Genomic DNA, 12,648 nt, shown 5'->3' on the forward strand with positions numbered 1-12,648 from the left:
ATCGTTCTCCTATCTTGAGAAGACATTTGGGCGTCGTATCGGTCAGCGGGCGTAAGCGTGAAGCTATTCCTGCGGCTCATTATTATTCTATTGAAAAGACTGATTTGGAAGCTATTGGTGCTGTATTTGACGAAGCTACAAATACAATTTCCTCACCTACTAAACAAGGTACTATTGAAGTGAAAGTTAATTACTTGAAAACAGACGGTACAAAAGTTGAAGGAGGTAATGCTAAAACCTTTACTGTGAACTTTACTTATGACACGGGTGCTGATATTACTATCGCTGATGCTGTTGTTTGGAATCTGATTAAAGGTGCAGATGCCACAAATCCTTCAAATAATACGTCTAATCTTGTTGTTAACTCAACCGATGATTTATTCGCTATTTTGAACAAAGAGTTTACTGGCAAGAATAAACCTACTGTAAGATTGAAGAGCATTGGATTTGCTGCTGGAGATAAGATTTCTGTTAATGGCAATGAGTATGCTTATGAAGACGGTTCTATTAATCTTGTTGGTGCACAACCTGTTGCTATAACAGATAATAAAGGTAAAGTTACAGGATATAAGATTGCTTTCCAATTTGATCCGACTATAGTTGCAGCTGTAATGCATAATGCTGTTTTGGAAATTATTAATCCGGACTATCAACCAACATTGGGAGATGAAGTAATTAAGAAGGTAAATGTGAAAGTGGAAGTTAAGGATGCCGGTATATTTGCATTTACGCCGTTAAGTGCTTATTTCACAAGTTCTAAAACTGCTATTGCTTATGGTACTCCTGATAAAGCTAATGCAGTTGTAAATCAAGACTTGTATGCACTCTTTGATGAAATGAGTGCTGAAGATAAGGGACATATATCTTTTGATGAGAATGCTCCTAACTTTGGTACTGATGATAATCCGGAAATGGGTGAAAATTGGTTAGTTAACAAAACAAACTCTGTAATTGCAGTTCCGTTGTACAAATCAACTAAGAATGATGGTGTCTATTCAACACGTCGTATGACTATTGCATACCAGCCGTTTGGAAATAAACGTTTAGCTACAATCTCTAAAGAGTTTAACTTAACTGTAAGATCTGCAATCAAAGAAGGCTCACATCCTGATATTGCTGCTAGTAAAGCTAAAGTATTGTCAATAAAGGAATCTGAAAAATCATTCAAGATTAAACCTGCTGATTTTACTGTTAAAGATGTAAAAGACGTTGCCGTGACAATTGCTAAGGCAAGTAGAGATAGTAGAGTAACAAATGTTACTATAGAACTAAGTTCAGAGATTGCCAAATATGCTGAAATAACCGGGATAACTTCTACTCCCGTTTTGTTTGATGATGAATTAACTGTACAATTGAAAGCTACTACCGTATCCATTGCATCTAAAGTTGAAGGTTATGCCTTAGTGAAGATTACAGATACATGGGGAGCTGTTACAGAAGTTAAATGTCCGATAGTAATGAAAGCTGATGGAGCTAACTAAGTAACTATAAAAAGAAAACCCTTCTTCACCATTGTGTGAAGAATACGCCGAGAAGCAACAGATTGAAGGATTTTGCTTGTGAAAGTAAATCCTTCTATATCTGTACTTCTTAAGAAAAGGGGATGCCTCCCTAATTTCCCACAGGCATTCCTTTTTATTGCTCTTAAGGCATCTCACTTATTTGCACTAGAACCAATTTGCTAGTCCCTTATTTCCCTATAGATTAAGGAGATGTTTTGAGAATATAGAAAGCCCGGGCTTGTGAAAGTCCGGGCTTTTATGGTTATTTATCGGATTGAATACGATGAAAGTCTTTATCATACAGTCCTACAAGTAAGTTTTGTCCTTTATCATTCACTTTCAGTCCGCCATACATGGCTTTTTGATAAAGAGTATCTTGTCCTTCTTCGAAGAAGAAAGACTCGGCACCAAGATATACCCGGTTATTTACTATTTTATATTTGATAGCTAGCTCACCGCTGTTTACAGGTTCTAAATCGTTTTGCAATCGTACAAATTCTCCTATTTGATTACTATCAGTTCGAAGTACGGCATAACCGCGTGTGGCAGTTTGTTCGTCTACCAGAGCTGATGAGGCTTCCTGGTAGTTAAGTCTCATATAGTCTCCTTGCATGAGAGAGCGGGGATCGACAGGAACTAACTGTAACAAAACCAACTGTCCGTCTTTCAATATCTGCTCTTTCTTATAAACCGACCAGTTGAAATACCCTAGTAACAGTATCAGGTTTACGATAATCAATATTCGGCTATATTTTTTCATGTCTTGTTCTTTTTTGAGTGAAGAAATACCAGGCTGCAATACATGCAATTCCGATGAAGAAAAGCGTAATGGATTTGGTGAGCAGGCTCAAATTCAAATCATAATAGTATTTGGAAACGGCATAGATAAAGAGAAGAAGTGCAGCGGCACACTCTGCTCTATAACCATAATGAAAACATATTAAAATCAGTAACAAACTGCCGGATAAATAAGGAGCAAATACAGTAGGCAGACAGATGATAATACAAAGAACGTAGATACCAATCTGATTCACCGGATTGTCGACTTTCATGACTTGCATGATTTGTTGAATTATGATAAGAAGTCCTACCCATATACAAACGGACAATATGCCCGATACGAGCCAGCTATTTGTTTCCGATACCAGATAATTGATTGATAATCCTCCCAGTGAGACGATACTGGATATAAATAAACCGGCATGAAACGGTCTGTATTTAAAAAAGTAATTCCCCCTCTCTATCCACTCAAACAGCTTTACTTCGAAGATATTGATAAATAGAAATGCTCCAAGGATAGGGATTACTGCTATTTGCAGGGGATAAAACGAAGAAAAGACATAGGCAATTTCTCCAAATAAAGATATATTAAACAGAATGACTGAAAGAAAGGGGAGAATGAATCTTCTTGATAAAAAGAAAGTGAGTATACTGATTATTATAAGTATAAAGAAGAGGGCATGAATATTAGCACTCATGCTAAAGCCTGCCAATACGCATCCTGCTATATATAAAGTGATGTTCATCGCATCCAGAAAAGGCCGGACAACGACGCGGCTGATTGTTAACGTAGTAATGATTAACAAAATTCCTATAATCAGACTGGAAATCTCGGATTGAATGATTCTGGCAAGTGCCAGAAATCCCAGAAAGAAAATAGCCGTCAGGATTCCCCCGATAATGGATACGACTTGAATAGTGAGGTTATGCTTCTGTGCCATACCATTGCTTTTTTAGATGAAGAATGATGTAAATAAGTAAAGTTGTCCCGGTGATGACAATAATTCCTCCATAGAAGAATATCTGAACATCCCTAAGATCACTTTTAGATATGAATGTAGTCAATAAAATCATTAATGTGGCAAAAGGAATGATAGCGAGATAGAACAGACTCTTTTCTCTCCATCCGTACCAAAGTCCCGCTGCGAATAGAAGGACAGTAGTTATGAGAGGAACAGATAATATGGTATAATCATCACAGATGGTCGCCATTAACAGAAAGCTGGTGTGTAGAATGGTAGCCAACGAAAGAAGACTGACAAACCAACGATTGTTTCTGTTCAAATGACCTTTTGCACTCATCCATTCCGTAATAATAGTTGCCACGGCACATATCCAGGTTACTGCATTACCCAATAGAGTTATTTCCCAAGAGCCATAGCCGGCAATTTGTATATTATACAGCCATATCGTAGTACAGAGTAATCCGATGAACGTCAGCCATAACGGAGCGAAGCGGATAGCAATCGCCCAGAGAATGGTGAAAAGAGTCCATCCCAGAAAGAGATCGTAAGCATCGGCCCCTGTTTGGTAAATTTGTCCGAAGACAGCGAAAAGCGTACCTATCAGAAATGTAGCTCCGGTGAGGAGAATTTGTTTGACGAGCTTACTCCAACGGGTAAATGTAGCGAGCAGGACAGAGACTACTAATAATACTTCTACCATTCCTAATTTGGCAAATTTAGGTAGTTCATCCCAGTTATAGGCAAAAAAGAAGACGATGCCTGCCACTGTAAAGCCAACGCCCACTGCCAATAAAAAAATAGAAAGAAATTGATTCCACTGTTTTTTATCTGCATGTAGAGCTTGTCGGGATAAAGGCGAAAGGTCGGGCTTTTCCATGTGTTTTTACTTTTTGAATAATTGCAAACATAAGAAAATAAAATGATTTCCACTTCAAGATAGACTATAAAATAGACTATAAAAAGGTATGACTTACCTTATTGCGATTAGCAATAATAGTAAGTCATACTTTGGGAGAGGTATTGAAGATCCTAAAAAGAGAATAACTTAAAATACCTCCCGTATATGCTTAAAGTTAGAATTGATAGTATCAATAACTTCTTGTGAGCGACCGTTGATTAACAACTTGTACATCGACTGTGCAAAACCCACCATTTGTCCGAATTCGATTTTCGGAGGCATGGCCAGTGCATTCGGATCAGTCATGATATTGACAAGTACCGGACCATCCAGTTCGAATGCATTAAGTAAGGTAGTCAATACTTCTTCCGGATCGCTGACATTAAAGCCTGCCATTCCCATTGCTTCAGCCACTTGGGCAAAGTCCGGATTCAGCATATTTGTCTGCCAGTCCGGCAGTCCGTCCACTTCCATTTCCAACTTCACCATTCCTAGTGAGCGGTTGTTGAATACGATGATTTTGATCGGCAACTTATATTGGACAACAGTTTCCAAATCTCCTAGAGTCATAGACAGTCCGCCGTCTCCGCAAAGTGCCACTACCTGACGATCCGGATAAGCTAGTGCGGCGCCGATGGCTTGCGGCAAAGCATTTGCCATAGAACCGTGATTGAAAGAACCCAGCATGTGGCGTTTGCCTGTTGCTTGCAGATAACGCGCTCCCCACACACAAGTCATTCCCGTATCTACTGTGAACACAGCATCATCCGAACTTAGTTTGTCTATTTCGGACATCACATATTCGGGATGAATCTTATTTACATCACCTTTATCTTCCGTGTAAGCAGCCAGATCCTTCTTTACTCCTTCATATCTTTTGAGTTGTTTCAACAGGAACGAATCATCCGTCTTCGGATTCAGCATACGCAATAAACTTTGGATGCTAAGTTTAACATCACCGCAAAGTCCGATATCCACCTTTGCACGGCGTCCCAGACGTTCGGGCTTTATGTCAATCTGTGCTATCTTGATGTCATCCGGCAAGAAAGCGGAATATGGAAAGTCAGTGCCGAGCATGAGAAGCACTTCGGCTTCATGCATACTGTAATAGCCCGACGGCATTCCCAGCAATCCGGTCATACCCACTTCATACGGATTTTCATATTGCACCTCCATCTTTCCTTTGAAAGTATATACAACCGGAGCGTTCAGCTTCTCGGAAAGCGCAATCACTTCCTCGTGAGCTCCCCGGCAACCGATGCCGCAGAAAAGAGTGATGCGTGTATGTTTGTTTAACAACTCGGCTAATTGAGCCAGATCTTCTTCCGACGGACAAACTTCCGGTGGGGCAGGATAGTTGATAACCGACGAGTCGACAGCAACGGCAGAAGCCTTTGCCAAGTCACCCGGAAGCCCGATAACGGACACCCCTTTGCGGGTGACAGCCGTTTGTATGGCCGACTGGAGCATACGTGGAAATTGCTTGGGAGTAGTGGCTACTTCATTATAATAACTGCAATCGTTAAAAAGTTTGATGGTATTCGTCTCCTGAAAATATTCCGTGCCGAATTCACCGGTAGGAATTGTAGAGGCGATGGCAATTACCGGTGCGCCGGATCGGTGTGCGTCATACAAGCCGTTAATCAGATGAACATGCCCCGGTCCGCTACTTCCCGCACAGCATCCCGGACGACCGGTCAGTTGTGCTTCTGCAGCAGCGGCATATGCTCCTGTTTCTTCGTGGCGCACATGTATCCATTTTATTTGATCGTTTTTTCTGACTGCTTCGTTTACTTCATTCAGACTGTCGCCTGTTACGGCGTAGATGCGTTCAACTCCGGATTTTACCAGAGTATCTATCAGTTGTTCTGCTATTTTTTTTGCCATAGCTGTAATTGGTTTAGGATTGATTTTTATGTAATAACAGATGGCTGCAAAGAAAAGTTCTAATTTAACATATACTAATAACACCTTTGTGTCGGGACACATCACCGCTTTTATGTTAAAATTAATTCTGTAACAACCTTTTAGTAAAGACGCATAAACAATTGCAGTATCCTTTTGTTATCTTTATAGGCGAAATCTTAACCTAATGTATTAAACCTCTTAATTACTCTAGAAAAATGAACAGAAATGAAATCGGTGTGAATGCCGGTAAGGTTTGGCAACTGCTTAGTAATAATGAGAAGTGGAGCTATGGACTTTTGAAGAGAAAATCCGGGCTGAAAGATAAAGAGCTGGGTGCCGCTTTGGGCTGGTTGTCAAGAGAGAGCAAAATAGAGTTCGATCAGTGCGATGAAGAACTTTATGTATATCTCTGTGTGAATGTTTATATTGGCTAAAAGAGTTTGACACTTTAACGAGAACAGAAGAATCTCCGGAGGAATGACAGCATAATCAGCACTTCGGAGATTCTCGTTTTTTATCCTTTTTCTGCTTTATGTATCTTCCTTTCAATGGATTTCCGGAAATAATTCTGTTACTTTGCATCACGAATTAAAATGTAAGAAACAATGAGAAGTTTTGCCTCCGACAATAATTCCGGTGTGCATCCGTTGGTAATGGAAGCATTGAACCGGGCCAATATAGACCATTCTTTAGGATATGGCGATGATAAATGGACAGAAGAAGCCGTAGCGAAGATAAAGGATACCTTTACGCCCAACTGTGTCCCCTTGTTTGTATTTAACGGAACAGGTAGCAACGTGGTAGCATTGCAGTTGATGACCCGTCCGTATCATTCCATCTTTTGTGCGGAAACGGCTCATATCTATGTAGATGAATGCGGCTCTCCCGTGAAAATGACAGGTTGTCAGATTCGCCCGATCGCCACTCCTGACGGTAAACTTACCCCGGAATTGATGCAACCTTATCTACATGGTTTCGGCGACCAGCACCATTCACAACCCAGAGCCCTCTACATCTCCCAATGTACCGAACTTGGCACCATTTATACTCCCGAAGAATTGAAACGTCTGACAGACTTTGCCCATCTGAATGGCATGTATGTACACATGGACGGAGCCAGAATAGCCAACGCCTGTGCTGCTTTGAATCTTACCTTAAAAGAACTGACAGTAGATTGCGGAGTCGATATTCTTAGTTTCGGCGGAACGAAGAACGGACTGATGATGGGAGAGTGCGTGATTGTATTTAATAAAGACTTGCAATCGGAAGCCCGCTTCATCCGTAAGCAATCCGCCCAATTAGCGTCGAAGATGCGTTACCTCTCTTGCCAGTTTACAGCATATCTCACAGATAACCTCTGGCTGAAGAATGCCAGTCATGCCAATGCAATGGCTGCTATACTCTATGCTGAATTGAAGAAACTGCCCGAAGTAACTTTCACTCAAAAAGCCGAAAGTAACCAGTTATTCCTCACCATGCCCCGCCTGGTTATCGACCGGATGCTGGAGTCTTATTTCTTTTATTTCTGGAACGAAGAGAAGAATGAAATCCGTCTGGTAACTTCTTTTGATACCACAGAGGAGGATGTAGGCGAGTTTATAAGACTTTTAAAACGTTAAAAAGGAAATCCGGAACAACAAAAGCGCCTGAAACTCTGTTGTAATAAGAAGTTTGAAACTAACTTTGTCCGCAAAGTTTTCTACTTCTTATGATTATGAATACTAGACAGAACAGGCTAATCATATTCGCGATTTTGTTATTGACACAAACCCCATTGGGCGCGCAGCTGCATTCTACTAAAATTGAACTGCCGGAGGATTCTATACCTGTAACCATTGGAGATTCTGTTCCGGCGAAGCGCAGCTTCTTTAAGAAGTTTCTTGATTACTTCAATGATGCCAATAAGGAAAAAAAGGATAAAAAGTTTGATTTCAGTGTGATAGGCGGCCCTCACTATTCCAGTGATACCAAGTTCGGACTCGGACTGGTGGCAGCCGGATTATATCGCACCGATCGGATTGATTCGCTTCTTCCTCCTTCCAATGTCTCTCTTTACGGAGATGTGTCGACGGTCGGCTTCTATCTGTTGGGAGTTCGTGGAAACCATCTGTTCCCGCAAGATAAATACCGGTTGAATTACAATCTGTATTTCTATTCTTTCCCCAGCCTGTATTGGGGTCGGGGATATGACAATGGAGCGAACTCTGATAACGAAAGTGATTATAAACGTTTTCAGGCACAGGTGAAAGTCGATTTTATGTTCCGGCTGGCAAAGAACTTCTACATCGGACCGATGGCCGTATTCGATTATATCGACGGACGGAACTTTGAGAAACCGGAACTATGGGAAGGAATGGCCGCGCGAACTACCAATACCAGCCTGGGACTTTCCCTCCTTTATGATTCTCGTGACTTCCTGACCAATGCATACCATGGCTATTACTTGCGGATAGACCAAAGGTGCAGTCCGGCTTTTCTCGGCAATAAATATGCGTTTAGCAGCACAGAACTCACTACCAGCTATTATCAACCGGTATGGAAGGGCGGAGTATTGGCGGGGCAATTCCACACATTGCTTACTTATGGAGATACCCCCTGGGGCTTGATGGCAACGCTGGGAAGTTCCTACTCGATGCGTGGATATTACGAAGGACGCTATCGGGACAAGTGTGCTATGGATGCACAGATAGAACTCCGTCAACACGTTTGGAAGCGGAATGGAGTGGCAGTATGGGCAGGAACGGGAACGATTTTTCCGCGACTCTCCGAGTTCACCCCGAAACATATTCTGCCTAATTATGGTTTCGGTTATCGTTGGGAGTTTAAGAAGAGAGTAAATGTACGTTTGGATTTAGGGTTTGGCAAACACCAGACCGGATTTATTTTTAACATCAATGAAGCTTTTTAAGAATATAAAGAATTGGTTGGAGAATCAGGAACATCTGTTTTATCTGTTCCTGTTTATCTTGATAGTACCTAATATGGTACTCTGTTTTACAGAACCTTTACCATTTATGGCAAAAGTCGCCAATGTGTTGTTACCTTTCGGTTGCTATTACCTGTTGATGACTTTGTCGAGGAATTGTGGCAAGATGCTTTGGATTTTATTCCTGTTTCTGTTCTTCGGAGCCTTTCAGATCGTGCTGCTCTATTTGTTCGGCCAGTCCATTATCGCTGTCGATATGTTTTTGAATCTGGTTACCACCAATTCGAGTGAAGCCTTGGAACTGCTTGATAACCTCACACCTGCCATTATTGCCGTAATCATACTCTACGTGCCCGCTTTGATATTGGGAACCATTTCAATTGTACGCAAGCGGAAACTCACGGCAGAATTTATCCGCAGAGAACGGAAGAGAGCCTCCATAGTCTTTGGAATCTCTCTCCTTAGTCTTGTCGGAGCCTATATGCAAGACCCGGGATATGAGTTGAAGTCTGATTTATACCCGCTGAATGTATGCTACAACGTAGGTCTTGCCTTCCAGCGAACCGCTTTGACGCAGGATTATCACCGTACATCCAAGGACTTTACTTTTCATGCCCGCCCTACGCATCCGGAAGAAAAACGGGAAGTATACGTAATGGTTGTAGGAGAAACCTCCCGTGCCCTGAACTGGCAACTGTATGGTTACGAACGTGAAACAAACCCGCTTTTATCCCGGCAACCGGGTCTGATTGCTTTCCCGAAAGTACTGACAGAGTCGAATACGACACATAAAAGTGTCCCCATGCTGATGTCGGACGCTACTGCTTGCAACTACGACTCTATCTACCATCAGAAAGGAATCATCACTGCTTTCAAAGAGGCAGGTTTCCGGACAGCCTTCTTTTCCAACCAACGTTACAACCATTCGTTTATCGACTTCTTCGGAATGGAAGCCGATACGTACGATTTTATAAAAGAAGATTCTGTCAGTTCTTCCTACAATCCTTCTGACGACGAACTTCTGAAATTGGTGGAGCAGGAACTGGCGAAAGGTGCGATGAAACAATTCATCGTACTTCACACCTACGGTTCCCACTTTAACTATCGTGAACGTTATCCGTCAGAAGATGCTTTCTTTACACCCGATTATCCGGTTGATGCGGAAAGGAAATACCGGGATAATCTGATAAATGCCTACGATAACTCTATCCGTTATACAGACCGTTTCTTGTCACGGCTTATCCGCATACTGGAAAATCAGCAGACAGATGCCGCCATGCTCTACACTTCCGATCATGGAGAGGACATTTTCGACGATTCCCGTCATCTGTTCCTTCACGCTTCTCCTGTACCTTCTTATTATCAGCTTCACGTTCCGTTCCTTATCTGGATGTCTGGCAACTACCGTGAAAGCTATCCCGAACACTGGAGTACCGCCATTGGTAATAAGGATAAGAATATTTCCTCCAGCAGTTCTTTCTTCCCGACCATGGTGTCTTTAGGTGGAATAGAAACCCCTTACCGGGATGATTCGCAGGCTGTAACAGCTTCGCACTACGTCCTAAAACCGAGAGTTTATCTGAACGATCACAATGAACCCCGTCCGTTGGATGATTTGGGCATGAAGAAGCAAGACTTCCAGATGCTGGAAAAGAAGGATATTAAGTATTAGGTATAATACTTAATACTTGATACTTAATACTTATTTATTTTAATTTTTGCATCCAAAAGCGGGATTGGCGTGTTATTTGCCTTATGATGTATGAACGATTAAATTCATAAAACATGGCCTATATAGATTATTACAAGATTCTTGGAGTAGACAAAAGTGCTTCGCAGAATGATATCAAAAAGGCTTTTCGTAAGTTGGCCCGGAAATATCATCCTGACTTGAATCCTAATGACCCGAGTGCAAAGGATAAGTTTCAGGAAATCAATGAAGCCAATGAGGTACTAAGTGATCCGGAGAAACGTAAAAAGTATGACGAGTACGGAGAACATTGGAAGCATGCCGATGAATTCGAAGCACAGAAACGTGCACAGCAACAAGCCGGAGGCTTTGGCGGTGCAGGAGGTTTCGGCGGATTCGGCGGTGCGGGGCAGGGTTTCTCCGACGGTAACGGAACCTATTGGTATAGTTCCGATGGAGAGGGATTCTCCGGTGGCAATGCCAGTGGATTTTCCGATTTCTTCGAATCCATGTTCGGACATCGGGGAGGAAGAGGACAAGGCTCTGCGGGATTCCGCGGACAGGACTTTAATGCCGAACTTCATCTTTCCCTTCGTGATGCTGCTCAAACGCATAAGCAGATATTGACCGTAAATGGTAAACAGGTACGTATCACTATCCCTGCCGGTGTAGCCGACGGACAGGTTATTAAACTGAAAGGCTACGGAGCCGAGGGTGTCAACGGAGGACCTGCGGGCGACTTGTACATTACGTTCGTGATAGCTGAAGATCCGGTGTTCAAACGCTTGGGCGACGATCTGTACGTAGATGTGGAAGTAGACCTTTACTCTGCCGTATTGGGAGGCGAGAAAGTAGTCGACACGCTGGACGGTAAAGTGAAACTGAAGATAAAACCGGAAACGCAGAACGGTACGAAAGTCCGTCTGAAAGGTAAAGGATTTCCGGTTTATAAGAAGGAAGGACAATTCGGTGACTTGATTGTGACCTATTCTGTCAAGATTCCTACGAACTTGACCGACAAACAAAAAGAGTTGTTCCGTCAATTACAGAGTATGAACTAAAATGAATGAGTACTATGCAGACCGAATTAATAATTGTCAGTGAATACTGTCACAAATGTCATATTGAGCCTTCATTCATCGAAATGTTGGAAGAGGGCGGTTTGATTAACGTGCATACCGAAGGCGGCGAACATTATCTGCTTTTGTCGGAACTCCCGAACGTGGAACGTTATAGCAGAATGTACTACGACTTATCCATCAATATGGAAGGTATCGATGCCATTCATCATTTGTTGGAAAGGATGGAAGATATGAGGCACGAAATGAGTTCGCTTCGCAAACAACTTTTGCTGTATCGGGAACGGGAAATAGAAGATATGGACTGGTAAAAAAACAGAGCCTCTGTTTGATTCGAACAGAGGTTCTATTTATAGTAAACGGAGGCTCTGATTCATTCAATCAAAGCCTCCGTTTTTTCAGGACGTTTATACCGTTATTTTATAATACAATATACGTACAAATCTCTTCCAAATAGCGTGTGTCGATAGTGTCGAAGCTATCCAATGTATCACTGTCGATATCCAGCACCCCGACAACTTTGCCCTGCTTGAGGATCGGTACTACTATTTCCGATTTCGAGTCCGAACTACAGGCTATGTGTCCGGGAAACTGTTCTACATCAGGAACAATCAGTGTGCGGGCTTCTTTCCAGGCAGTTCCGCAAACTCCTCTGCCAAAGCGGATGCGAGTGCAGGCAATGGGGCCTTGAAACGGACCCAGTACGAGTTCTTCCCCTTTCACAAGGTAAAAGCCTACCCAGAAGAAACCGAAAGTCTGCTTTAAGGCTGCTGCCATATTGGCAAGATTGGCAATGAGATCCGCTTCCGTACTTACCAAAGAATGCAGTTGCGGAAGTAACTCCCGGTACTTTTCTTCCTTGCTTCCTGTGTGGATGATTAAATTTTCTGCCATCTCTTT

The 12,648-nt window shown here is 42.3% G+C and carries 11 protein-coding genes and 1 pseudogene; 7 read left to right on the forward strand and 5 right to left on the reverse strand.

Translation table 11 applies throughout. The annotated features are described in order from the left end of the window. Nucleotides 1-1,481, forward strand: a pseudogene (locus AAHJ11_RS19285) (hypothetical protein); the annotation flags it as partial. Between the two features lie 283 nt (nt 1,482-1,764). Here the strand turns inward: AAHJ11_RS19285 and AAHJ11_RS19290 are convergent. From AAHJ11_RS19290 to AAHJ11_RS19305, 4 genes are all read right to left on the reverse strand, one after another. Further along, nucleotides 1,765-2,262: a GDYXXLXY domain-containing protein gene (locus AAHJ11_RS19290; protein ID WP_195650266.1), complete on the reverse strand. Its 498-nt coding sequence runs from the start codon at nt 2,260-2,262 to the stop codon at nt 1,765-1,767. Continuing rightward, nucleotides 2,249-3,223 carry a DUF4401 domain-containing protein gene (locus AAHJ11_RS19295; RefSeq protein WP_217723083.1) on the reverse strand — a complete coding sequence of 325 codons (975 nt, stop codon included), beginning with the start codon at nt 3,221-3,223 and terminating at the stop codon, nt 2,249-2,251. The genes AAHJ11_RS19290 and AAHJ11_RS19295 overlap by 14 nt, the downstream gene beginning before the upstream one ends. Beyond that, nucleotides 3,207-4,124 carry a DUF2157 domain-containing protein gene (locus AAHJ11_RS19300; RefSeq protein ID WP_217723081.1) on the reverse strand — a complete coding sequence of 306 codons (918 nt, stop codon included), beginning with the start codon at nt 4,122-4,124 and terminating at the stop codon, nt 3,207-3,209. The genes AAHJ11_RS19295 and AAHJ11_RS19300 overlap by 17 nt, the downstream gene beginning before the upstream one ends. Before the next feature lie 168 nt (nt 4,125-4,292). Next, on the reverse strand, nt 4,293-6,032 hold the full coding sequence (locus AAHJ11_RS19305) for a thiamine pyrophosphate-dependent enzyme (protein ID WP_217723079.1): 1,740 nt from the start codon (nt 6,030-6,032) through the stop codon (nt 4,293-4,295). Between the two features lie 236 nt (nt 6,033-6,268). Here AAHJ11_RS19305 and AAHJ11_RS19310 point away from each other — a divergent pair, with 236 nt between their 5' ends. The 6 genes from AAHJ11_RS19310 (at nt 6,269) to AAHJ11_RS19335 (ending at nt 12,059) form a co-directional block, all read left to right on the forward strand. After that, entirely contained in the window at nt 6,269-6,487 is a 219-nt protein-coding gene (locus tag AAHJ11_RS19310) for a winged helix-turn-helix domain-containing protein (RefSeq protein WP_004301053.1), read from the forward strand. Between the two features lie 171 nt (nt 6,488-6,658). Then, nucleotides 6,659-7,672 (forward strand): threonine aldolase family protein, encoded by a 1,014-nt coding sequence (locus AAHJ11_RS19315; protein ID WP_148364624.1) that lies wholly within the window; start codon nt 6,659-6,661, stop codon nt 7,670-7,672. An 89-nt stretch (nt 7,673-7,761) separates the two neighbouring features. Beyond that, nucleotides 7,762-8,961 carry a BamA/TamA family outer membrane protein gene (locus AAHJ11_RS19320; RefSeq protein ID WP_217723077.1) on the forward strand — a complete coding sequence of 400 codons (1,200 nt, stop codon included), beginning with the start codon at nt 7,762-7,764 and terminating at the stop codon, nt 8,959-8,961. Beyond that, the gene (locus tag AAHJ11_RS19325) at nt 8,948-10,651 is read left to right on the forward strand and encodes a phosphoethanolamine transferase (protein WP_320974917.1); all 1,704 of its coding nucleotides are present in this window, start codon (nt 8,948-8,950) and stop codon (nt 10,649-10,651) included. Before AAHJ11_RS19320 ends, AAHJ11_RS19325 begins: the two co-directional genes overlap by 14 nt. A 113-nt stretch (nt 10,652-10,764) precedes the next feature. Continuing rightward, nucleotides 10,765-11,730 (forward strand): DnaJ C-terminal domain-containing protein, encoded by a 966-nt coding sequence (locus AAHJ11_RS19330; protein ID WP_122138235.1) that lies wholly within the window; start codon nt 10,765-10,767, stop codon nt 11,728-11,730. A gap of 14 nt (nt 11,731-11,744) precedes the next feature. Then, nucleotides 11,745-12,059, forward strand: a complete 315-nt coding sequence (locus AAHJ11_RS19335) for a chaperone modulator CbpM (protein ID WP_167511769.1) — start codon at nt 11,745-11,747, stop codon at nt 12,057-12,059. 109 nt (nt 12,060-12,168) lie between these two features. On the opposite strand, the gene AAHJ11_RS19340 is transcribed toward AAHJ11_RS19335, so the two are convergent. After that, complete coding sequence (locus AAHJ11_RS19340) at nt 12,169-12,642, reverse strand: GAF domain-containing protein (protein WP_217723073.1); 474 nt, start codon at nt 12,640-12,642, stop codon at nt 12,169-12,171. Between the last annotated feature and the right edge of the window lie 6 nt (nt 12,643-12,648).

The sequence above is a fragment of the Bacteroides sp. 90-K9/2 genome, from assembly GCF_047310725.1.
Taxonomy (GTDB): Bacteria; Bacteroidota; Bacteroidia; order Bacteroidales; family Bacteroidaceae; genus Bacteroides; species Bacteroides vicugnae.

What these genes read in the sequence shown, in the direction of transcription:
- AAHJ11_RS19300 (WP_217723081.1), bottom strand. Translation starts at nt 4,124, where the DNA reads ATGGAAAAGCCCGACCTTTCGCCTTTATCCCGACAAGCTCTACATGCA.
- AAHJ11_RS19295 (WP_217723083.1), bottom strand. Translation starts at nt 3,223, where the DNA reads ATGGCACAGAAGCATAACCTCACTATTCAAGTCGTATCCATTATCGGG.
- AAHJ11_RS19305 (WP_217723079.1), bottom strand. Translation starts at nt 6,032, where the DNA reads ATGGCAAAAAAAATAGCAGAACAACTGATAGATACTCTGGTAAAATCC.
- AAHJ11_RS19340 (WP_217723073.1), bottom strand. Translation starts at nt 12,642, where the DNA reads ATGGCAGAAAATTTAATCATCCACACAGGAAGCAAGGAAGAAAAGTAC.
- AAHJ11_RS19325 (WP_320974917.1), top strand. Translation starts at nt 8,948, where the DNA reads ATGAAGCTTTTTAAGAATATAAAGAATTGGTTGGAGAATCAGGAACAT.
- AAHJ11_RS19335 (WP_167511769.1), top strand. Translation starts at nt 11,745, where the DNA reads ATGCAGACCGAATTAATAATTGTCAGTGAATACTGTCACAAATGTCAT.
- AAHJ11_RS19315 (WP_148364624.1), top strand. Translation starts at nt 6,659, where the DNA reads ATGAGAAGTTTTGCCTCCGACAATAATTCCGGTGTGCATCCGTTGGTA.
- AAHJ11_RS19310 (WP_004301053.1), top strand. Translation starts at nt 6,269, where the DNA reads ATGAACAGAAATGAAATCGGTGTGAATGCCGGTAAGGTTTGGCAACTG.
- AAHJ11_RS19320 (WP_217723077.1), top strand. Translation starts at nt 7,762, where the DNA reads ATGATTATGAATACTAGACAGAACAGGCTAATCATATTCGCGATTTTG.
- AAHJ11_RS19290 (WP_195650266.1), bottom strand. Translation starts at nt 2,262, where the DNA reads ATGAAAAAATATAGCCGAATATTGATTATCGTAAACCTGATACTGTTA.
- AAHJ11_RS19330 (WP_122138235.1), top strand. Translation starts at nt 10,765, where the DNA reads ATGGCCTATATAGATTATTACAAGATTCTTGGAGTAGACAAAAGTGCT.